Annotated in this window: 16 protein-coding genes; 5 read left to right on the top strand and 11 right to left on the bottom strand. The window is 64.7% G+C overall.

Annotation, left to right across the window (positions count from 1 at the left end):
* Positions 1–248 precede the first annotated feature (248 nt).
* A complete protein-coding gene (locus QW868_RS23660; RefSeq protein ID WP_315797559.1) occupies positions 249–2,540 on the top strand; it encodes a polysaccharide biosynthesis tyrosine autokinase in 2,292 nt (763 codons plus the stop codon).
* 52 nt (positions 2,541–2,592) lie between these two features.
* Here the strand turns inward: QW868_RS23660 and QW868_RS23655 are convergent, their stop codons facing one another.
* From QW868_RS23655 to QW868_RS23645, 3 genes are all read right to left on the bottom strand, one after another.
* A complete protein-coding gene (locus tag QW868_RS23655) occupies positions 2,593–2,853 on the bottom strand; it encodes a hypothetical protein (protein ID WP_315739498.1) in 261 nt (86 codons plus the stop codon).
* Positions 2,854–2,972: 119 nt separating this feature from the next.
* Positions 2,973–4,007 carry an OpgC domain-containing protein gene (gene opgC, locus QW868_RS23650; protein WP_316231639.1) on the bottom strand — a complete coding sequence of 345 codons (1,035 nt, stop codon included), beginning with the start codon at positions 4,005–4,007 and terminating at the stop codon, positions 2,973–2,975.
* Positions 4,008–4,175: 168 nt separating this feature from the next.
* Entirely contained in the window at positions 4,176–5,207 is a 1,032-nt protein-coding gene (locus QW868_RS23645; RefSeq protein ID WP_315777005.1) for a WecB/TagA/CpsF family glycosyltransferase, read from the bottom strand.
* A gap of 475 nt (positions 5,208–5,682) precedes the next feature.
* Here QW868_RS23645 and QW868_RS23640 point away from each other — a divergent pair, with 475 nt between their 5' ends.
* Positions 5,683–7,077 (top strand): O-antigen ligase family protein, encoded by a 1,395-nt coding sequence (locus tag QW868_RS23640; RefSeq protein WP_315781246.1) that lies wholly within the window; start codon positions 5,683–5,685, stop codon positions 7,075–7,077.
* Between the two features lie 29 nt (positions 7,078–7,106).
* Here QW868_RS23640 and QW868_RS23635 read toward each other — a convergent pair whose 3' ends face one another.
* Positions 7,107–9,158, bottom strand: a complete 2,052-nt coding sequence (locus QW868_RS23635; RefSeq protein ID WP_316231638.1) for a glycosyl hydrolase family 28-related protein — start codon at positions 9,156–9,158, stop codon at positions 7,107–7,109.
* 182 nt (positions 9,159–9,340) lie between these two features.
* Between QW868_RS23635 and QW868_RS23630 the strand changes: the two genes are divergently transcribed.
* The 3 genes from QW868_RS23630 (at position 9,341) to QW868_RS23620 (ending at position 12,682) form a co-directional block, all read left to right on the top strand.
* The gene (locus tag QW868_RS23630; RefSeq protein ID WP_316181442.1) at positions 9,341–10,291 is read left to right on the top strand and encodes a glycosyltransferase; all 951 of its coding nucleotides are present in this window, start codon (positions 9,341–9,343) and stop codon (positions 10,289–10,291) included.
* A gap of 77 nt (positions 10,292–10,368) precedes the next feature.
* Positions 10,369–11,640, top strand: coding sequence for an acyltransferase (locus QW868_RS23625; protein ID WP_316231637.1), 1,272 nt, complete (start codon positions 10,369–10,371; stop codon positions 11,638–11,640).
* Positions 11,641–11,905: 265 nt separating this feature from the next.
* The gene (locus QW868_RS23620; RefSeq protein WP_315739490.1) at positions 11,906–12,682 is read left to right on the top strand and encodes an SDR family NAD(P)-dependent oxidoreductase; all 777 of its coding nucleotides are present in this window, start codon (positions 11,906–11,908) and stop codon (positions 12,680–12,682) included.
* A gap of 38 nt (positions 12,683–12,720) precedes the next feature.
* On the opposite strand, the gene asnB is transcribed toward QW868_RS23620, so the two are convergent.
* The 7 genes from asnB to QW868_RS23585 all read right to left on the bottom strand — a co-directional run bounded on the left by asnB (position 12,721) and on the right by QW868_RS23585 (position 22,520).
* The gene (asnB, locus tag QW868_RS23615) at positions 12,721–14,661 is read right to left on the bottom strand and encodes an asparagine synthase (glutamine-hydrolyzing) (protein WP_316231636.1); all 1,941 of its coding nucleotides are present in this window, start codon (positions 14,659–14,661) and stop codon (positions 12,721–12,723) included.
* A gap of 124 nt (positions 14,662–14,785) precedes the next feature.
* On the bottom strand, positions 14,786–15,817 hold the full coding sequence (locus QW868_RS23610; protein WP_315739487.1) for an NAD(P)-dependent oxidoreductase: 1,032 nt from the start codon (positions 15,815–15,817) through the stop codon (positions 14,786–14,788).
* Positions 15,814–16,872 carry a Gfo/Idh/MocA family oxidoreductase gene (locus tag QW868_RS23605; RefSeq protein ID WP_315739485.1) on the bottom strand — a complete coding sequence of 353 codons (1,059 nt, stop codon included), beginning with the start codon at positions 16,870–16,872 and terminating at the stop codon, positions 15,814–15,816. Before QW868_RS23605 ends, QW868_RS23610 begins: the two co-directional genes overlap by 4 nt.
* Positions 16,872–18,173 carry a glycosyltransferase family 4 protein gene (locus QW868_RS23600; RefSeq protein ID WP_316231635.1) on the bottom strand — a complete coding sequence of 434 codons (1,302 nt, stop codon included), beginning with the start codon at positions 18,171–18,173 and terminating at the stop codon, positions 16,872–16,874. Before QW868_RS23600 ends, QW868_RS23605 begins: the two co-directional genes overlap by 1 nt.
* 139 nt (positions 18,174–18,312) lie before the next feature.
* Positions 18,313–19,812, bottom strand: coding sequence for a lipopolysaccharide biosynthesis protein (locus QW868_RS23595; protein ID WP_315739483.1), 1,500 nt, complete (start codon positions 19,810–19,812; stop codon positions 18,313–18,315).
* 186 nt (positions 19,813–19,998) lie between these two features.
* The gene (locus QW868_RS23590; RefSeq protein WP_316231634.1) at positions 19,999–21,156 is read right to left on the bottom strand and encodes a glycosyltransferase; all 1,158 of its coding nucleotides are present in this window, start codon (positions 21,154–21,156) and stop codon (positions 19,999–20,001) included.
* Positions 21,153–22,520: a DUF4910 domain-containing protein gene (locus tag QW868_RS23585; RefSeq protein ID WP_316231633.1), complete on the bottom strand. Its 1,368-nt coding sequence runs from the start codon at positions 22,518–22,520 to the stop codon at positions 21,153–21,155. Before QW868_RS23585 ends, QW868_RS23590 begins: the two co-directional genes overlap by 4 nt.
* Between the last annotated feature and the right edge of the window lie 18 nt (positions 22,521–22,538).

The raw sequence follows: 22,538 nt of genomic DNA, 5'->3' as shown, positions 1-22,538 counted from the left end.
ATTTAATTTTGCAGAGCCACTTGCTGAGCAAAATCAGATTTAATATAAATTAAATCGCGCGGCACTCCAATATCATTTAATGGTTATAAAACAAGATCCTCGTTCTCGCAGGCAACCGGGCGGCTCCGACGTCCGAAGCGCAACTGAAAAGCCTCACAAAAATGCTGCACAATCCTAACGCGAGCACGGTTGCCTCCCCCTCTCCACAGGAGCAAGGTTGGGAACGTAGCGGACCCGGACCGTTCGACATGGCGCTGGGATTCCTGCGCCGGCACTATCTGGTGATCGCGATCACCACCGTGCTTTCGCTCGTGGCCAGCTTCGCCCTGCTGAAAATCCTACCGCCCACCTATTCGGCGGACGTCAAGATCATGCTCGGCACCTCGAAAGCCGCAGTTGTGCAGCCGCAACCGCCGGTTCAGGACGAGCCGCCGCTCGACATGGAATCGCAGATCGAGATCCTTAAATCGAAGTCGATCGCGACAGCGGTCATCGACAAGCTCAACCTGGCGGACGATCCCGACTTCAACGGCAAAGCCAGCCCGCTGCATGGTGCGGTTGATGCGGTTCGCCGCCTCGTGAGTTCGGCGCCGCAGCCGAACGGGCCCTCGATGGACGATCTCCTCGACGAATTCCAGCGCAGGATGAACGCCTTCAGAATTGGCACGAGCACGGTCGTCGAGGTCGATTTCAGCGCCAGCGACCCCAATCGGGCGGCGATGATCGCCAACGCCATCGTCAAGGAGTATTTCGATCAGCAGTTGAAGGCGGAGGCGAACGAGCACCGCACAATCACCGCCTGGCTTCACGACCGCCTGCAGGATCTCGGCAACGACGCGACCGCCGCCGAACGCTCCGTGAACGAGCTGAAAAGCCGGTACAACATCGTCTCGGCCGACGGCAGGTTCATGGACCAGCAACAGGTCACCGAGCTCACCAACCGTCTGGTGGCGGTGCGCACGCGTACCGCCTCGCTGATGACCCGGCTCAATCGGTTCGACGACATGCTCGCGACGAGCAATGCCGATATGACGATCGACCGCGTAGCCGCGGTCTCCGACTTCTCCCCGGCAGAGCTCAGCGGCAACGTCAATCCGCCCGACGGTCTCTCCTTGAGCAATTCGAACAGCACGCTCATCATCAACAGCTTGCGTCAGCAATATCTCGATAGCGCCAAGCGCGAGTACGAGTATTCCGCCAAATATGGCAAGGATCATATCGCGGTCGTCAATATCCGCGCGACGATGAAGAGCATCCGCCAGGCCATCGTCGACGAGGTGCGGCGCCTTGCCGACGTCGCCAAGCACGATTACGAGGAGTCCAAGCAGCAGCAGCAGGAGATCGAGAAGCAGCTGGCGCAGGCCGTTGTCCGGTCGCAGGATACCAGGGCGGCCGAGCTCAGCCTCCGCGAGCTGGAGACCAGCGCCAAGAGCTATCGTTCCCTCTACGACACCTTCCTTCAGCGCTACATGGGCTCAGTCCAGCAGGGCTCCTTCCCGATTGCGAAGGCGCGGGTGATCTCAACGGCCACGCCGCCGAAGAAGAAGATCAAGCCGAAGTCCATCGTGCTGATGGCGATCGGCCTGTTCGGCGGCTTGGCGCTCGGCGGCGGCCTGGGCCTGCTCGCAGAAGTCAAGGACCGCAGCTTTCGGACGACCGACCAGGTCGAGGATCGCCTGCGCCTGCCCTGCCTCTCAGTCGTCCCTCTGCTCAAACGAGGCGAAGTCGACAGGTTCACCAAGAAGGCGACGGTCAACGCCGTTGCCAAGGCCGCCCCCGACAAGGCCGAACCCGACAGCAGCCAGCGCATGGTCTCGAGAGGCCCCGGGACCTGTTGGGCCGCATCCGCCATGCCCACCTCGCGCTTTGCCGAATCCATCCGCTCGTTGAAAGTCGCCATCGACCAGGATCCGAGCCGGACGTCGCGGAAGGTCTTCGGACTGACGTCCGCCCTGCCCAACGAAGGCAAGTCGATCATCGCCGCGTCGCTGGCTCAGCTCATCGCAAATTCAGGCAAGCGGGTGATCGTGGTCGATTGCGACCTCAGGAATCCGTCGCTTTCCGCCATGCTGGCCCCCGATGCCGGCACCGGGATCGCCGACATCGTCCTGGGAGGATGCCAGCTCGCAGACGCAGTCTGGACCGACCCGGTGACGCGCCTGGATTTTCTGCCGGGAATGGGCGCCGCACAGCGCGACACCAGCGATATCCTCGGCAACGAGCAGATGCGCAAGCTGTTCGAGCAGCTGCGGGCATCCTATGACTACGTCATCGTCGATCTTCCGCCGCTCGCGCCCGTTGTCGACGCGCGCGCCATCTCCGCGCTGCTCGACAGCTTCGTCCTCGTCGTGGAATGGGGACGCACGCCGGCCGAGGTGGTCGAGCACGCGCTGAACACAGCTCCCAACGTCTACGATGCCCTGTTCGGCGTCGTGCTCAACAAGACGAACATGAAGGCGCTGAAGCGCTACGCCAATCACTTCGGCGACTACTACAACCATAAATATTACGCTCGTTACGGGAGCGTGATGGCCGAGTAGGTCTGTCAGCGCGCGCCATCGAATGAGCCGGTGACAGAGGAGAGATCGGCCGTCAGCGCTGGTGCTCGGGGCGAATGGAGGGATGGGCGATGCCGGCACGCTCCAGAGCGCTGCGGACATAGACGCCTGAGAGATAGCCCACCTGGACTGCAATCAGACCGGCGCCGGCATACAGCGCGGCCGACAGCCCGCTGACGATCGAAGCCGCGATAGACTCCATGAAGACGATCGCGGCGAGCGCCAGCAGCGTGCGAACCGTGAACATCGTCCCGGCAACGACCCCGGCTGCAAAATGAAGCGTTATCACCCACATCAGTTCATGCCTCCTCGGGCGTCTCGAGAGGCTAGCGGCCAATGGTTAGCGATGAGCTAAGCCGCCCGGGAGGATTCGAGCAAGCGCACTGGAGCAACACTTCCAGGCGAAAGACGCCGCTACGGCCCGCTGAGCGGGTGCAGCACTGTCTGGCGGTTCTGCCAGCGTGCCCGGTAGAGCCAAAGCACCGCGGTCACCAGGACCACATCGAACAGGCCCATCATTGTCTGGCCGTAGACCTGCGGGTGAACGCCCCCCAGGAGGAGCGCGAGTTTGACCGCTTGCCGCACCACCTCCGACCCCAGGAACGCGATCAGCGAGTTCTGGCCGACGTTGAGGATGAGCGCGACCGCCGGCGATCGCCGGGTGCGCGCGAACACCGCCCACAACAGCGCCAACAGCAGCGGCAATGTCCAAAGCAGGTTGAGGAGCTTGTCGAACCGATAGGGGTATTTTTCGCCATTGCTGGGAAAGCCGAGTCCGTAGTCGAGCAGCAGCCCGAAGATGAAGATCCCCGCCAGCGCCGTGTAGAACGCGGGTCCGATCAAGCGGTTGGACCGATGGAGATCTCCGAGCCAGATGCCAATCATGAAGAACATCTGCGCCTGGAGCGAGAACAGCAACAGAATGACGGCTGGATTCTCGAACTCGGTTGCCGTGGTCGTATTGCTGAACCAGGTGCAGGCCACGAAGATCGCAGCCGACAACGCCAGCACCAGGAGCCTGCGGCGCTTGAACACCAGCAGAATCAACGGAAGCAGCAGGAACATCAACCCGTAGAATTTGAGGATCGTGATGCAGGTCGGCTCGGACTGGAACGTCAGAACGTCGAAAATCGCCTGCCCCACCGGTTCTCGCTTCTTCCCCAGGACAGCCATGCCCATCGCGACCGGCACCGAGATGACGAAATAGGCGGCGAGCACCTTCAACCCGCGGACAACGAGCTCTCCGTGTCTCTCCTTGTGCAGATAGACGTACCCGACCATGAACCCCGAGATCACGACGAACAGTTCGGCGAAGGGGTTGAATTTCGTGAACAGATCGACGGAGTCCGGAAAGACGTTGGCTGTGTGATGATAGAATACGAACAGCATCGCGCAGCTTCGATAGAAGTCGATCAGAAGCTCGCGTCCTTTTGGACCTGCAGCGCTCAACGCTCAATCTCCGAACACGAGTCACTCCATGGGCGGCGATCAGCCGAGGGGCGCTGGTCGGACTCACGGCTCAGGCAATCCTTCGCAACGCCGGCGAGCGCCGCGGCGGCGATCATCGAACCACCGATTGCGGGAGCTGTGATGCGATCGGTGACGAGCCTCCCCCTGTCATTGCCGGTCCAGTCCGCCGAAGCGGAAGATGCGGGCCATCAGCGGCGAAACGCCCACGAACGTCGCTATGCAGCCATGGGCTTCCAGTTGCTTCCTCAGCATCAGCAGCAATCCGAGGAAGCGCGCATCGATGGCGCAGACGTTCGAGAAATCGAGCGTGACCGGCTTACGGGACGCAGCAGCGGCACGGAAAACCGGGATGGCCCTGTCCACGTGGCGCGCATCGGCGGGCCCCGACAGGCTGAGCGTGACCGCTCGCGCTCCATGGTCCTGCGTGATGGTCAGCGCCTCACCCCGCTCGTGCGTGCGCCGCATCCACCAGGTCCAGACCACGAACGGCAGCACGTGGGTGAGCATGAGGCCGAGCATCGCCGTCCCATCGTTCCAGTAGCGACGCCAGAGATAGGGCTCCTCCTTGATGCGCCACAGCCATTCGAAGCCTGATCGACGCAGGATTGCAGGTGCACGCTTCACCGTCCCGGCCTGGAAGTTGAGCGCGGCACCGAGGTGGGCGCGGACCGGAATCTCGAGACGCTCATGATTGCGCTGCAACCATGATTGTCCCTTCACGCTACTCAGAGAGGCAACCAGGAAGTCGGCCCCACTGGCATTGATCTCGTCGATGATGTGATCCCGGCTCAACTCCTCGGCCGACAAGTAGCCGGGGTTCGACCAGCCGACGCATTGCAATCCCGCCGACTGGCCGTTCAGCGTCCGGGCGGCCCGTTCGGCGGCTCCCTCCGGGCCGCCGAAAAGAAAGAGCTTCAGCGCGTTCGCTGCTCCGGCCTCCGACTTCAGCGCGTCGAAGATGTCCGCGCCGGCCGTCCGGCTCTTGATCGGAATCCCAAGCAGCCGGGCGATCCAGACCACCGGCATGCCGTCCACCGTACAGAGATCGCTCAGGATCAGCGACTCCCTGAAGCTCCTGTTCGACTGGCTGGCGACCAGGAAGTTGAGATTGGGAGTCGAGATGAGAAGCCGCGTTCTGCGTCGGGCAGCGTCGCGGATGCGGCGCAGCACGCCGCGCATGCCGATGGCATCGACCGGTATCCCGAGGACGCAATAGACGTCGCGCGCGAGGTCGTCGGGAACTGCGGGGTCGGTCATGGCTGCAGCATCGGCCTCCGGCCGACCGCGACCCGTCCCGGAGCGCCCTACGCGATAGAGGGCGGATCCCGGCTCCTGCAATTCATGCGTGGTCAGCATCAGCCGCTCTCCCTCAATCTGCCCCGCCGCACGAAGATGCCGGGTTGCGGACCCCGGCCGCACCTCCCTGACGGAGGCGGGTGACCAAAATATCACTATTTAATTTTAAATCACACGACGCATTTAATACGATTTATTTGTGAATACCAGAGCAGATTTGCGGCGCAGTCGCAGCAATGTCTCCCAGGCGCACAACGAGGCGCTTTTATTTAATTGCATCTCTGGATAATATCGCTCGACAATATTCCTGGCGGCTGCCGGCCCGGCCGCCCCGTTCGAATGTCTGAGCCAGATTGTGATGCCGAGAATTTCAGCGACGACGTCGATGTCGGCCGGGCCGCGGGCCTCTGCGGGGACGTTCGACGTCTGCGCGCTGATACCGGTGCTGGCCTTCGCCTACTCGTCCCTCATTCAGCCGCTGATCTATTTCAGCTTCCCACCGTCGGCGGGGCTCCAGGGCCTGCTCGAGAGCCGGATTGAGAACCGGGTCTTCTGGCCGGTCCTCGCAGCCGTCGCCATCGTCGTTGCGATGCAACGCCTGGCCCGCGGCGACCGGCTTGCCCTTCCGCCCAACATCATCGCTCTCTGCGCTTACTTCGGATTGGCAGGCGCCAGCATCGGATGGGCATTCAAACCCGAGTTCGCCTTCGTCCGCTTCGTCCAGGAAGCGATGGTTCTGACCGCCGTTGTGCTGCCCGCCTTGTTGTCGAACCCGAACGCCAACATCATGCGCGGAGTGTTCCTCTGCTTCGCGGTCGGCGTGATCCTCAACATACTATTGCTTCCCGGCGGCTATGCGACCTACGCGCTATACGGCAACACGCTGGTCGACATCGGCTACCAGGGCTATTTCTCAGGAAAGAACCTGCTGGGCGAGTTTGCCGCCATTGCGTTCCTGCTCTCGATTCACGAGTTGCTCTATCCCGGAACCCGCCGCGCGCTCGGGATCGTCGTTGCCGTCGCTGCCATCGCCCTGATCTTCTTCTCGAGCTCGAAGACTGCGCTCGGTCTCGCTCTGGTCGCTCCCGTCCTGGCCATCCTGACGCTCGCGATCGCGAGAACGCTGCGGCTTGCGCCGATTCTGATTCTCACCGCGATGATCCTTGGCTACTTCATGTTCGGCGAGCTCGCGGGCTTCACGACCGGCCGCATCGCCTATCTGCTGACGGGCGATTCCAGCTTCACCGGCCGGACGACCATATGGGCCTTTTCGGAGATGGAGATCGCGAAGAGGCCGCTCCTGGGATGGGGCTATCAGAGCTTCTGGCTGGTCGGGGCAGACGCACCGAGCATCACCGAGGCACCTGGCTGGGTGAAGGCCATGCCGAACTCCCACAACGGCTATTATGATGCGATGCTCGAGCTGGGCTATGTTGGTCTTGCCTTTCTCCTCGTCTTTCTGGCGGCCACCGTTCACGTCATCGGTCGCGTGGCGCGCTACGACTACAAGCGAGCGTGGATCCTGCTGTCCGTCGCCTTGTTCGTAATGTTGTATGATTTTCTCGAGACCTTGTGGCTGCGCGCTTTCGACGTGTCCTGGGTCGTGTTCGTGCTCGTCACGGTCGAGGCCGCGCGATACTGGCGGAGGTCGCAACAGAGCATGCCCGCCTCTCCTCAGCCCGTGAGCAGGCGACCGGCTCGTTGGAGCCGCACACGACCGGCATGGCGGCCGCGACTCGGTGTCCGCACCTGACGGAAACCCGTTGGAGCCTCACGCCAGCTCTATTGCGTTGTTCCCGGCGTCGCCGCGAACGGCGTGCCCGCATCGAATCTCGCTTTGGCCGGCAACGTATGCAGCTTCGTATCGCCGGTCGGATCCACCCAGGGCCACGGATGATTGCCGAAAAAGCCCGGCTTGGCGCTCAGATACAGCGACGCCGGGAGCGGCTGCGCCGCGAGGCCGTCGGTCCAGACCACCTTGCTGGTGAGATAGTCGAAATTGCCACCGCGGATCACCGTGGCCAGCGTCTTCGGGTCTGGCGCCATGGTCCATCGCTCCGGATCATAACCAAGCATCCAGACGTTGCCGACACCGCCCTGCCCCCAAACCGCCGTGCCGGCCTGCATCGAAGGATCGTCGTAGGTCCAACCGCTCATGCGTCCCGGCCGACCCAGCACGTTGCCGGCGAACGAATCCCACCACGAGCCATATGCGAGACCCACGGCTCGAATGCCTGAACGATCGACGAAGCGCTGGCGTTGCCCCGTGAGATGGTTGCGGAAAAAGGTCAGATAGATCGCGTTGCCATGGGTGTAGTCGCTGTCGGCATTGTGGGACAGATTGCCTTCGAACAGGACGTGATGGGCGCCGGCCATGTGCGATGCGTTGATGCCGACCTCGACCCAGCCGGGGTTGTCGAAATCGAACGAGTCGTCGACATAGTTATAGCCGACGACGCTGCCGGCGCCGGACGACCGGAACACCATGTTCTTGCAGACGTCGACGAGGATGTTGTTCTCGATCAGGACCTCCGAGGAGCCCGCCGCCAGGCTGATCGCGTATCCGGCGCCGCCCGGCTGCGGCCACGAGCCGGTATGAATGTAGGAATCGCGGAGCTCGACCCGGAACGAATTATTGATCGCCACGCCCTCGCCGAGCCACTGCGTCACCTCGACGGATCTGGCCCAGGAGTAAGCGGCGGCTTCGAACCGCAACGCGCCGTCCGCCCCACCGACGATGCTCAGATCTTCGACGCCCACATTGGCAACGTGGATGTCGCGATGATTGGCGGCGTGGCGACCGCTGTTCGGGTCGGTGCTGTAGGGCGTGAGTTGCGCCTGGTGATCCCTGCGATAGCTGATCGTGAGCGGCGAGGTGAATGTCACCGTGCTCCCGGTCACCGAGGCGATCTCCTTGATCTCGGCGGTCGCCCGGTCGGCGCGGGCGAACCACGACATCGGCTTCGGCAAGACGCCGGGGGCCTGGTCATAGGGGCCTCCCGCATTCGCGCCGGCATTGTCATCGCCCGGCTGAACCGGATCGTGCATGTTCCAGGCGACGCGATCGCCTTGCCAGACCTTCGCTCCCGCCGGAAAACCGGCAGGCGTCGCCTGCCACGATGCGCCTGAGACTTCGTCGAGCAGGACGAAATCGCCCGGCTTCATATTCGCGGCGCTGGCGAGGGTGACGGTCGACGTTCCCTGTTCGCCGTCGGCCAGCAGGTTCTGCGACGCGCTGCTGTCGGGGCCATTGTTCCAGCGCGAAGGTCCGACGATGATGACAGGCTTGGGATCATAACTGTACGAGCTCGGGTCGACCGGCGTGAGGATTCCCTTCGTGCCGGCAATCACGGCCGACGTTCGTGCGCGTGCGCCGTTGGTTTTCACCAGCCTGGTCGCACCTGCGCCCGCGCCGCGCAGCGTGACCGGGCGACTGATCAAGAGCGGCTCGTTGACGATGAACGTACCGGGGTTGAGCATCACGACCCGGCTGGCGGGCGCAGCGTTCAAGGCGGCCTGGATCGCGCCGCTGTCGTCTCTCCCGCTCGGAGACAGCGTGCGATAAATGATGGTGCGGCTCGGAATACCGCCGGCTGACATCAACCCCGGATTCCAGGCGGCCAGGCGCTCCGCCGGCAGGAGACTGCCGGCCAATGCCGGCCGGGTGGACGCGGCCGGCTCGGCGGCCTCGACAGCGCCGCTGAGGATCAGCAGGGCAAGCGCGGCCGTGCAAAGCGCCCGGATGCCCACGGCATCGATCCGGCGCGACACCCGTGCAGACGACCGGGACGGAGCCTGAGTGCAACCGGGGATCACGAGGCGGACGCTATCCATGGGACCTTCTCGCAGGACCGACCACACATTGAAATGGCGCGCCGACTAAAAACACCATGACTTTGACACGCGCCATGACATAATATTAAATCACGATTTAATTTATTGAAAGGCGACCGGTGGCTCCCCTGCTCGCGGCAGGTTTGCATCGGTCCTTCCGTCTTCCGCAAGGGATTTGATACGTGACGCCATCGCGCCGCTACCTGCTCGTCTCGCCCTGCCGGGATGAGGGCCAGTACCTCCGCCGGACTCTCGACAGCGTCGCTGCGCAATCGGTGCCGCCGGCGCTATGGATCGTGGTGGACGACGGATCGACCGACGACACCCCCGCCATTCTCGAGGAGTACGCCCAGCGCCTGCCCTATCTGCGCGTGATCCGCCGCGCCGATCGCGGCGGACGCAAGGTCGGTCCTGGCGTGATCGAGGCGTTCTATTCCGGCCTGGAGACGGTGCGGCTGGAGGATTTCGACTATCTCTGCAAGCTCGACATGGACCTCGATCTGCCCGAGCGCTACTTCGAGCTGCTGATGGAGCGAATGGAGAGCGATCCGCGGGTCGGGACCACCTCAGGCAAGCCGTGGTTCGTCCACCCGCAGACCGGCGCCCTGGAGCCTGAGGTCTGCGGCGACGAGATGTCGGTCGGGATGACCAAGTTCTACCGCGTCGCCTGCTTCCAGGAGATCGGCGGCTTCGTGCGCCAGGTCATGTGGGACGGCATCGACTGCCACCGCTGCCGCATGCTCGGCTGGATCGCCGAGAGCATCGATACCGAAGCACTGCGCTTCATCCATCTGCGGCCGCAGGGCGCCAGTCACAAGGGCATCTGGACTGGACGCCTGCGGAAGGGCTTCGGCCAGTACTTCATGGGAACGTCGCCGCTGTACCAGTTCGCGGTGGCGGTCTATCACCTGCCGGCCTATCCCGCCTTGATCGGCAGCGCAGCGATGCTGTGGGGCTATTTCCGGAGCTGGCTGGCGGGCCTGCCGCGCTACGACGATCTCGAGTTCCGGCGCTTCCTCCGCGCCTATCAGCACGCCTGCCTGCGCCTGGGCAAGCGCGCCGCGACGGCCCGGATCGATGCGGAGCGGGCTCAGCTCTGGCGGGCCAGCCACGCCGCAGCCGATACGCGATGACGCTCGGCGGACAGATCGCCGCGGTACTGACGCGAGAATTGCGAAGCTAGGTGTTTCTCCGACTCCATTTGGACAGCATGGCCAACATTCTCGAGTTCAGCCGCCTTCGTGATGCTTCCGCCGTGCCGCCGATGACGTCTGTCGACGGCGGTGCGGCCGCGCCGACAGCGTCACGCGGGAAGAACGCGCATGGCAGCGCATCCCTGCTCATTCCATCACTCGACGGCATCCGCGCGCTGTCGGTGCTGATCGTGGTCCTGGGCCATTCCGGACTTCAGGCCATGGTCCCCGGCGGCTTCGGCGTCACCATCTTCTTCTTCCTGAGCGGCTTCCTGATCTCCACGCTCATGCTCGCCGAGCATGAGCGCACCGGCGCGCTCGACGTTCCCAGCTTCTATGCGCGGCGCGTGTTCCGGCTGATGCCGCCTTTGCTGCTGTCCTTGGCGATCGCTTACGGTCTCACCGCCGCGGGCCTGCTGGACGGCGGAATGACCGCCAAGGGGCTGGCGGCCCAGGTCCTGTATTTCGCCAACTACTACGGCCTGTTCTTCGATCCAGGCAATACGGTTCCCGACGGCACCGGCATTCTGTGGTCCCTGGCGGTCGAAGAGCACTTCTACATCGTCTATCCCTTGCTGATGACCCTGCTGCTCGGATCGGTGCTGCGGCCGCGCACCATCGGCGCGCTGCTCGGGCTCGTCTGTCTCGGCGTCCTCGCCTGGCGCATCCATCTGGTGCACGCCCCGGAATTCTTCTCCGACCGCACCTATTACGCCTCGGACACCCGCATCGACTCGATCGCCTATGGCTGCATTCTGGCGCTGGTCATGAACCCGGTGCGGCAGCGCTCTTCCTCCGGACGGATGTCGGCGGCTCAATGGGCGCTGCTCGTCGGCGCAGCGGCGGCGCTGCTGGTCTCGCTGGTCTACCGTGATGCGGTGTTCCGGGAGACCGCCCGCTACAGCCTTCAGGGACTGGCACTGATGCCGTTGTTCTTCTTCGCGGTCCGCTTCGCCGACGCACCGCTGTTTCGTCATCTCAATCACGCCTGGGTGATGACGCTCGGCACCTATTCCTACGCGATCTATCTGATCCATAACGTCGTGATCCGAACGATCGACAAGAACTTGCCGGCGATCGGCGCCAAACCCTACATCCTGTTTCCGCTCGCGCTCCTGATCTCGGTCCTCTACGCGGCGGCCATCGAGCGCTTCATCGAGCCGTATTTCAAGCGGCTCCGGCACAAGTTCAGGCCGGTGCCTGCCGCAGGCCGAGCGCAGGATAAGTCCGGCGCAGACTGGCCGCTTGGCGACCGTCTCGTCGAGAGTGCGACGACACGCGCATCTTGAGCGCATCGGCCCTCGTCAACGCTCACCGGCTGCTGCAGCCGGCACCAAAAGCGCGTGCACGGCGCCCTTATGAACCGATCGGTGCACCCACCCGAACAAATGCGGCAAATTGTGCAATTCAATTTATTTAATCGCGCATTTAATACTCGACCCGAGCCAACGAATACTTTCGGGGGACGGGTGGATGCGGATCGCGAGCGCAGTTGCACGACGAATTCGACGAAATACGCTCGGTCCCCTGCCGGACGATCCGGCGCTGAGACCGTTGAGGTCGCCGCTCCAGATCGATCTGTCGGGCAAGGTCGCGCTGGTCACGGGAGCGGCCGGAGAACTCGGCCGTCCGATCGCCCGGACGCTGGCGGCCTGTGGTGCCAAGGTCGCCATCCACTATCTGACGGCACGCGCTGCTGCCGAACGACTCTGCGATGAGCTGAACGAGCTTCAGCCGCAGCACGCGTGTACGATGTCGGGTGACGTTGCCGTGCTTGAAGATGTCCAGGCGATGCGCCGCATCGCCGAGAGCACGCTCGGCCCCGTCGACATCGTCGTGAACAATGCAGTGACATGGTTCGACGAACGTCCCGTCGTCGAGCAGACACCCGACCAGTTCGACAAGGTGTTTCGCTCCTCGGTCCTGCAGGCCTGGGCCACCGCGCGGGTGTTTTCCGGCCCCATGATCGAGCGAAAATGGGGACGCCTGATCTCTCTGGGCACGGAGATGACGAGCCTGGCCCTGCCCAACCGAGCGCCCTACACGGCAGCCAAATGCGCCACGGACGGCATGCTGCGGTCCCTGGCGCGGGAGCTCGGACCGCATGGCATCACGGTCAATCAGGTCGCCCCGGGCTGGGTCATCTCCGACAAGGACCGTCGTGACCGTGACGAGGTGCAGCCGCTCTACGAGCGGTCCGTGCCGCTCGGACGGCGCGGCTACGATCAGGACGTCGCCAACATGATCGCGTTTCTGGCCTCGGACCTCGCAGGCTTCGTGACCGGCGTTCGCGTGCCGGTGTGCGGCGGAAGCGTCATGCCGGAGGCCTGAGCACGCGCATCTGGCGCCGGCTCTTCTGATGTCGGACGTCAGCGGAAGACGCGGTGACGGTGGCACCAACGCACGAACACATAGATCGACCATACGCGCGACCAATAGATCCCCGGAGCGCCATCGAGGAAGGCGCGCCAGAGGCGCTCCACGGCCGTGGGGTCCAGCCCCACCGGCGCAACGGCCTGCGGGTCCCGCAGGGTCCGGTCCATTGCATCCTGCAGGCCGCGCCGGATCCAGCGATCGAGCGGCAGCACGAACCCGCTCTTCGGCCGGTCGAACAGCGACGGATCGAGGCCACGCAGGCCTATCCGCCTGAGCATCGCCTTGCTTCGCAGCGGCTGATAGCGCGTCGCATCTGGCAGCCGGTCGACGCTTTCGAACAGCACCTGATCGACCAGCGGCACCCGCTGCTCCAGCGAGGCCGCCATGCTCGCCACGTCATTGTCGCGCAGCAGGCGCTCGCCCAGAAACAGGCGCTGCTCCATGACGCTGATCGCCGACAGCGGGGCGCGTGCGCGGGTCTCCGCGGTGATCTTCGCTCTCATCGCGGCCGGCAGCCCATCGCTCAGCGTATCGACGAGGTCCGGCGCGAGCAGCTCGCGCTGAAAACCGGGCAGGAACAGCGCATAGGCCATCTGGTAGAGCGCCAGAAGATCATCGCCGCGTCGAACCATCTCCGGGAGCTTGGCCCAGCGCGTCTGCGGCGCGACCGTCCCGCCCGAGGGTGACAGCATATTGGCAGCCAGCTTCGCCGCAGCAACCTTCAGGCCGGCCGGCACCCAGGCCGTACGCTTCGACCATCGCTGCAGGACCGGCAGGTCGCGAAACGACGTGTAGCCGCCGAACAGCTCGTCGCCGCCGGTCCCCGACAGCGCCACCGTGAAGCCTGCGCCGCGGATGGCATGCGACATGTAGTAGGAGTTCAGGCCGTCGAAGGTCGGCTGGTCCAGGCTGTCGAGCGCCGCTTCGAGGTTGTCGACGAAGTGCTGCTCGGTCAGCACCACCTCGTGATGCTCGGTCCCGATCGCGGCGGCGATCTGCCGCGCGATCGGCCCCTCGTTCAGCTCCTGCTCCTCGAACGCCAGCGTGAAGGTGTGGATCCGGCTCTTGGCCGCACGCTGCGCCAGATTGGCCATGACCGAGGAATCGACGCCGCCCGAGAGAAACACCGCAAGCGGCACGTCGCTGGCGAGATGCAGCCTCAGCCCCTCCTCCAGGATCGCGGCAAGCTGATCCTCATCCATCGTCGGGTCCGAGGCGCGCTCGGGGATCGACCAGAAATCCTCGTCGCGGATGGTGTTGCCGACACCGTCGAACGCGGTGAGATGGCCGGGAGACAGCAGCTCGACCCCCTTGACCGCCGTGCCGGGGCCGACCACGAAGCCGTTCCAGACGCCGCTGGCGACGGCCTGCGGATCGAGCTGGGGCCTGCCCAGAAGACCGGACGCCAGGAGAGCGCGCAGCTCGGATGCGAAGGCCACCGACCAGCCCGCATCGGGCTTCGACGCGCGGGCGACATACAGCGGCTTGATGCCGAGGGGATCGCGCGCCAGCAGCAGCCGGCGCTCCTTCGGGTCCCAGCAGGCGAACGCAAACATGCCGCGCAACCAGGCCACCGCCTTTGGCCCATGCAGGCCGAGCGCGCGCAGCATCACCGCGGTATCGCCCGTCGAGCTGAACTGCTGGCCGTCGTTGACCAGACGCTGCCGCAGATCGGCAAAATTATAGATCTCGCCGTTGAAGACGATGACGTGCCCGGTGACCGGATCGATCATCGGCTGCACACCGGCGGGCGACAGATCGAGGATTGCGAGCCGGCGGTGCGCCAGCAGCGCGCCCCAGCCACGCTCGTCCGCGGCCGAGGCCCAAATTCCCCCGGCATCCGGACCACGATGGAGCATGGCGTCGTTCATCCGCTGCAGCGCGGCGCGGTTGTCGTCGTCCACCCGTCCGATGATCCCAGCGATGCCACACATCAGAACAATCCGCTTGAGACGCGCGACGTCAAAATGGCGGACGACACGGAAACGGCCTCGCGCGCGAGATCGAGCACGACCAAAAGCCCCCTCCATCTCAGGCGCCGTTGGACCATCGCGGCCCTCAAATGGAAGCAGCCGTTCCAGACGACCAGGACGCCGGCGCTGCCGCCGAAGCCGGCAACGGACCGTAGGTCCGCGCCCGACATTGTTCGTAGTCGAGCGGCGGCGTCCAGCCGAGCGTGTCCCTCAGCCTGCGATTGTCGAAGCGCAGCGGCTTGAGCATCGCGTCGAATTTCTTGGGCGTCAGGATCGCCGGCACTTTGGTCGCCCGCCTGAACACGGTCGCAAACGCCAGCCGTACGGTACTGCTGGCGAGCCAATGCGGGATGGGCAACCGGAGGCCGCGCTCGCCGGTGCCGCGCATGTAGTCCGACAGATAAGTCCAGACCCGTTCGCCGAGACCGTCGACGACGTTCAGCGTCTGGCCGATCGCCCGCGAATCCGTGGCCGCCAGCGCGAAGACATCGGCGCAGTTCTCGACGTGGGTCATGGGGATGCGGGTCAGCGGCCCGATCACGACGTGGTGGCGCCCGATCTGCTGGCCGAGCGCCGCAAGATAGCCGTGACCGCGTCCCCAGATGAAGCCGGGACGTAGGACGGTGAGGTCCCAGCCGTGCTTCTCGACGTAACGGCGTGTCACCCGCTCCTGCCACCATTTGGCGACAGTGTAGCCGCCGCGGGTGTAGACATCAGGTGTCTGCTGGAGCGGTGCGCTTTCGTCGAGGATATCGCGCGTCGCCGTGTAGTCGTAGACCGAGAAGCTGCTGCACAGCACGAGCCGGCGGCAGGCGCTGCCCGCCATCGCCTCGAGCAGCCGCTCGGTGCCGCCTACCGTGCCGGCGAATTGCGCATCCTCGCCGCCGGCGACCACGGCCGCCAGATGGATCAGCACATCCACATTCTCGAACGCGCGAACAAGGTCGCGCGAGGTGCGCAGGTCGGCCCTGACGATGTCGACCGACGACGGCCAGCCCAGCGCGTCAACGCGCGTCGCCGGACGCACCACGGCGCGAACCTCAATGCCGCGGGCCAGCAGCGCATCGACGACATGCCGGCCGAGAAACCCGTTGGCGCCAGTGACCAGGGCTTTCATATCGCCAGCTTCCTCATGTCCGCCTGCTCCGTCGGCTTCATCGCTTCGACCATCCGATTGACGGCCAGGACGTCCTCCATCGTGATCGGCAAGGCCGTTCCCGAGCCTAGCGCCTGATAGGTGCGTGCCAGGCACTCCCACAGCCCCTCATAGGCCCCTGGGCCCTTGAACTTGCGCAGCAGGGTCGACAGCGCCGCGCGGCGGATGTCGCGGCCCTCCTCCAGTCCGCTGAAGAATGGGCGCAGCGGCTTCGGCACGTTGCGGGGGCCGTCGAACGTCAGCCGCGTCTCGAACAGATTAGCGGTCGCCTGCATCCGCTCGCCATAGACCCGCAGCCAGAACGCGTCGGGCTGAGCGCTCGCGCTGAAGCCGAGCGTCGCCGTGCCACGCTCGGCCTCGACGACGCTGCGAAACTCGTCGAACGGCAGCGGCGACGGCTTGCGCTTGCTCCAGACGGTATGCGCGTTGCGATGCGGGCCGACGAATGCATGTGACAGCGAGGCGAGATGCGGCAGGAAGTCGGCGATCGCACCGCCCGCAAGGCTGAGCGCCGGATGCGGCGAGTTCGGATCGGCAAAACCGTCGGGACCGAGGATGTCGAGGCATATCTGCACGTCGACATGGGTGACGGCGCCGAACTCGCCGGTCTCGATGCGACGCAGGATCTCCTGCGGTGCCCGGTTGAAGACGTAGTTGTAGTCCTCGACGACATGGCGGCCGGTCTGCTTGGCGCGCAACGTCAGGGTCTGCAGCTCGTCGAAGGTCGAGGTCGCGGGCTTCTCCACGATCACATGCGCGCCGGCCTCGAGCGCATCCATCGCCAGCCGGAAATGCGAGGTCGGCGGCGTCGTCACATGCACCACATCGGGCCGGACGGTCTGCAGCATCGCACGATGATCGGTGAACCAAGACGGGATGGCGTAACGCTCGGCTGCGGCCTCCGCCGTCGCCGGCGACAGATCACAGATGCCGGCCAGTTGAACGCCCGGCAAACTGTTGAGACAGGCCAGATGCTGGCGGGCGATCTGCCCTGCCCCGATGAGCGCGGCCTTCATCACGATCTTGTCTCCAGGATCTCGCAGTAGAAGTCTTCAAGCGCCTGCGCCGCCGCGCTCCAGGCATATTTCTCGACCGCCACCTGCCGCGCCGCGCCGCCGATCCGCGCCGCGAGATCGGGCTCGGCGAGCAGCCGATTGACCGCGCCCGCAAAGGCGTCGGGCTCGTCTGCGATGAGGATGTCGCGCCCGGGCATGGCCTCGATGCCCTCGGCACCCAGGCTGGTCGAGACGATCGCCTTGCCCATCGCCATGGCCTCGACGATCTTCAGCCGCGTGCCGCCACCGAGCCGCAGCGGGACGATCACCGCCGCGGCCGCGGCGAGGTGCGGCCGCAGGTCCGGCACGAAGCCGGTCAGCTCGATCCGCGGCCCGGCCAGCGCCGTCAATGCCGGCGGCGGCCGTCCGCCGATGATCTTGCAGCGCGCATCGGGATGCCGGGCGGCAATACGAGGCCAGATGTCCCGCACGAAATGCGTGACCGCATCGATGTTCGGCACCGTCGACAGCAGGCCGAAATAGACCAGCGTACGGCCGTCGGGCGCGGGATCGGTGCTGCGCGGCTGATAGAAGTCGATATCGGCGGCGTTGGGGATGACCGCAGTGCGGGCGTTCGGAACGTCGTCATGCAGACGCTTCTCGTCGTCCGCGCTGCAGAGATAGACGCCATCGGCTTCGCGATAGGCCGCGATCTCCTCGCGGCGCAGCTTGCGCCAGTTCGCACCGGCGTAGAGCCGGCGGCCCAGACTCGCGCCCGTGGCGGCGAACTGCCGCGCCAGGTCATAGGCGATCTCATGCGAGTCCACGATCAGCCGCGGCCGCGGCGCGCCGGCCGGCGCCTGACGGAACAGGCAGTGGCCGAGATAGGGAAATTCGAGATTGACGATGTCGAACGGTGTCGTCCGCAGCACCCGGTCCAGCGCCCGCTGCAGCTCCGGCAGGGCCACGCGCAGCCGATCGAAACTCCGCAACGAGACCAGCGAGCGCAGCTGCAGCAGCCGCTTCGCCAGACCGTCACGGCCGTAGGGGTTCGGCACCAGCACCACGTCGCGGCAATAGGCCTGCATGGCCCGCCGACACTCGTCGATGTCGAAGGCGTCATCGACCAGCATCACCGCCGTGAGGTCGTGGCGGCGCGCGAGCTGGGTCATCAGCCCGTGCATGCGCGCCTGTGCCCCGAACCGCGGCGGGCTCGCCGGCATGTGCGAGACGCTGAGGATGCTGAGCCGCCGTCGGTCGGCGAAACCGGCTGCGGACCATTCGGGTTCGCGCTGCGCCGATGGCGCAGGATCCGCCTCCATCACATCCAAGTCCGGGTGGTTGTCGCTGGCCATGACCATTTAAAGCATTTAAATCACGGGGTGTTTTATATGGGGTATTCAATGATTGCGATAGTTAATCGCGACATGCGGTGCTGTCCGAGCCCCCTTTCGCTCCCTCTCAGCGCTTGCCGGCGAAATCCTGCACGATCGTACCTGCGATCCTGAGCGGCTCGCGGACCCGGAACACGCCGACGACGATCGCGAGATAGAGACAGCCGCAGAAGCACCCGGACAGGAACATGCGCAGGAGGACGGGATAGGCCCCTAGAAGCGCGGCTTGCAGCCACCAGCCGGCAGCTGCGGTCGCGACGGCGCCGATGGTCTGCGGTCCGACGGCCCGGATCACGACCTCCGCACCGATGCCGATCGGACGTCCGGCATACATGACCGACGGCAGCGCGATCAGCGAGTATCCGACCACGACGCCCCAGGCCACGCCGACCGGCCCAAAGGGCAACCCCACCAGCACCGCAACGACCTGCGCGACGAGCGAGATGATCCCCCAGGTCTGCCACCGGTCCGCCCGTCCGAGCGACAGATGCAGCCAGCCCTGCGAGCCCTCGACGACGTGCGAAATGCCGCGCAGCGCGATGATGCTGAGCAGCGCTCCCGCAGCCTGCCACTTCTGCCCGAGCAGGACGACGGTCAGGTCCTCGGCGGTGACGGAGAGGATCGCCGCCGCCGGCATCACGAAGAAGGCCAGGATCGAGAGCGCCGCCTCGTACTTCTGCCGCAGCGCGACCGGATTGGTCTGCAGCTTGCTGAGCGCCGAGCTTCCCACCGCATGCGTCTGATTGAGCGCCGCATAGATCGAGTTGTCGTACAGGTTCATCGCATTCTGGTAGTACCCGACCTGATCGGGCCGGTAGAGCAGACCGAGCGCGATCCGGTCCACCGCCCGTGACAACGTATAGGCCACGGTGAATCCGACCACGTGGAGGCCAAAACGCACCATCGATCGCACCTCGGCGTCGAACACCGGCGCGCTGGGCCGCCAACGGCAGGCCGACCACGCGGCGACCACGACGCAGATCGATGTCACGACGGGGCGAATGACCAGCGCCCAATAGCCGTAGCCCTCGAATGCCATGGCGACGGCGGCAACCGTCCCCGCCAGCGTGCCGAACAGCTGGATCCGACCGATGCGGCCGAACTGCAGCGTGCGCCGGAGCAGCGCCATGTGCTGATTGGTCAGCCCGGACAGCACGAAGGTGATCGCGACGCAGAGCGCGATCGGCTCCAGTCGCGGATCACCGTAGACCCAGGCAATCAGCGGACTGGATGCAGCGACGACGATCGCCACCGCCGCGCCGATGCCGGTGCTGACCCAGAACAGGCCGCTGACCTGGGCCGGTGTGATCCTGCTGCGCTGGGCGGTGGCGTCGAGCAGGCCGAAGTCGATCAGGAGCGGCGCGAAGCTCGTCAGCACGGTGATGATGGCGACGAGCCCGAAATCCTCCGGCGCGAGCAGCCGGGCCAGGACGATGGCCGCTCCGATCTGGAGCACGGCATTGCCGTATTGGATGACGATGGAAATCAGACCTCCGCGCAACGCGCGGCGTCCGAGATCGTTCGACTCCCGATGTTCCTCGAAATAGGCGGCGACGGCTTCCGACATCTCCGTTCAATCGCTTTCAAACATTGCAGCCAACTTTCCTATTCCCAGTCACGGCCAAACAGATCCGTACAGGGCAATGAAACATCCAATCGTCGAAATGCAGCCGGTATAAAATCGTCTGCAGCCGAAACATGGGCCGCCGGGGCGCGATGACGCCACTTTGTGGCGGAGAGAAGGATTGAAACATCACTGCGCCAACAATGCCGGCTCGCGATCTAATTCATGCTCGCGCGCCACCCCCGGACCGGCCGCCATCTCGGCCAGCCTCTTCAGCCGATCCTTGCGTGCAGCGACGCCCGGCATCGGCTGCAGACCCGTGGCCTCCAGGATCGTCTCCCACCGATACACCCAGTCGTGCCGCATCAAGGTCTGGGCCATGCCGCTTCGCCGCATCCGGTCCTGCCGGACCGGGTCACCGTCCAGCTCCCTGATGACCCGGTCGATGTCGGGCGACGTGTGCGGCACGTCGACCATCGCCTCGGGCCAGTCGAACAACCGCGGAAAGAGTTCGTTGTCGGGACGCTCACCGAGCATGATGGCTCCCGATGCCGCGCCCTCGAAATACCGGTAGCCGAACTCGACCTGCCGCCCGGTCTCCTGCGGCTCGTCGAACTTGCCGGGATTGACCAGAAAATACCTGCTCCTCTTGGCGAGGTTTGCCATCTGGGCCCGGTGCTCCCGGAGGTCGATGGCCTGGCTGCCGCCGATCGTGTCGTGGAGATAGAACAGGCCGCTGTCCCGCGCCATCGCGAGCAACGTTTGGTGCGTGACGCGGGAGCGGCGCCCCATGCTGAAGACGTCGATGACCCTTTCGGGGGGATCGGGATAGGGACAAAAGCGGATCGCGTCGATGGCGAGCGGGAGATGCACGCAAGCCTGGCCGATCTCCTCGCTGAGCGGCTTCACGGTGTTGATCTGGAACGGCATCACGACGTCGAACTTGGCGAGGATCTTCAGGAAGTGCCGGTGCTTGGTGATCTCCTTCACCCATAGCTCGTCCAGCAGGCACACCGAGGTCCTGCACGCCCCTCTCAGATCCTCGATCGCATCGAACATGATCAGGTCCTGCGGGAATCCACAGATCGCGAACAGAACGTCGTATTGCTGCCGCGGCTGGATCCGCGCGATCCCAGGATTCAACAGCACGGGCGCGTGGTAGCCCAGCCGGGTGGCGAAGCTCGCCCGTCTGCGCGACGGATCGAGCTCCGGCGCGAACAGCTCGGCGGAATCGACCTCGCAGATGATGTCCTCGAACTCGACGTGGGGGCCGCGATTGAGCGCCTTACCGAAGATGTTTCGGAGTGAAAAGACGGCGATGCGGGGCTTGCCCGGTTGCGAACTCATGACGCCTCACTCTGGTCTTGTCGGCTCACATGCTCCGGTGCTGACGGAGAAGGCGGTGACGTTACGATAACGAGGCCGGCGTCCAGCGCGATCCGTGCGGCGGCCTCGATTCGCGCGAACGGAACGTCGGCCCGGATCGCCATGTCGAGCAGGCTGTGCCTGCCATCCGCCAGATTGAGGACCCAGAGGAGGTCCATCTGCGTCGCGCCACCTGCCTCGCGCTGACCGGCAATCGCGCGATACAGACCACGCCGTCCCAGTTGCGGCTCCCCTCGCCCATCGACGCGCTCGTAGATGCAGTCACGATCGAGCAGATCCAGCACCTCCTCGATGACGGCGTAGGATTGGTCGAGACAGTCCGGCTTGACGAAATTCAGATTGTCGGCCGAGGTGTGATATTCGGGGAATGTGCCGTGCACGCCGCGCATCAGGCACCCGACCGGTAGATCGAATCCCGGTGAGCAGAACTGCCGCTCGTCATATCCATAGGGACTGAATGGCAGAATCTCGTGAGGATGCCCTGATTGCTTCAGGACATGCGCGACGACGCGATCGATGGTCGCGCCCCGCCGGCTTTGCTTGTAGTGAAATCCACTGGGGTCGCCGAGACAGGTGAGGACGAGGCCGTGTTCGACACGGTCGAGATCCCGCTCGTTGCGATCGAGCCATGCAAGCGCGCCGATCGTTGCCGGCAGGAATAGAAATCGGTACCCGAGCCGGCGGGGCCGTTGCGCTTGCCGCATCGCCAGCGCCGTCATGACGGCAATCCCTGAGAGATTGTCGTTGGCGAGGCTCGGATGGCAGACGTGGCAGGTGATCAGGACTTCCTTGTCCGTCTGTCCGGGGACGAAGAATTCGCCGTAGGTCAACGATCCCTGCGAGAGCTCGCTGTCGATCTCGACGTGGTAGCTGTCGTCCGTCATCTCCCGCCAGAGACGATCCGGCAGGCAAAACCCCCAATCGTCGGCATAGTAGCCGGTCCGGTATGGAATGAGATCAGGCTGCTCCGGCAAGGTATGAACGTGCTTCGCAAGCTCAGCGCGGCTGAGCACCGCCTGGACCGGCTTGCTGTAGCCCATCACATGCAGATTATTGTCGGCGAAGTCGACGAGAGGGCGGCCCGCCAGGGTCGAGATCGTCGCGCGACGAATGTTCCACTCCGCCGGCACATGCCAGTCGAGGACGGGCGTTCCGGACGGCACTTCGTGAATCACGAGGTCGACATAGCGTGAGACGATCTCGAGCGTCTGACGGACCCCCGCTCCCGTGAGGCTACGGTTGATTGGAAACAGCTCCGTAATCAGATCATGGAGATCGATCGCCGGCGCCCGCGGCCCAATCGATGATGTGAGGATGTCCAGCATGACCTGCGAACCTTGCAT

It is taken from the genome of Bradyrhizobium sp. SZCCHNR1051 (genome assembly GCF_032489615.1).
Lineage (GTDB): Bacteria > Pseudomonadota > Alphaproteobacteria > Rhizobiales > Xanthobacteraceae > Bradyrhizobium.
This window is presented reverse-complemented; position numbering and strand designations above follow the sequence as displayed.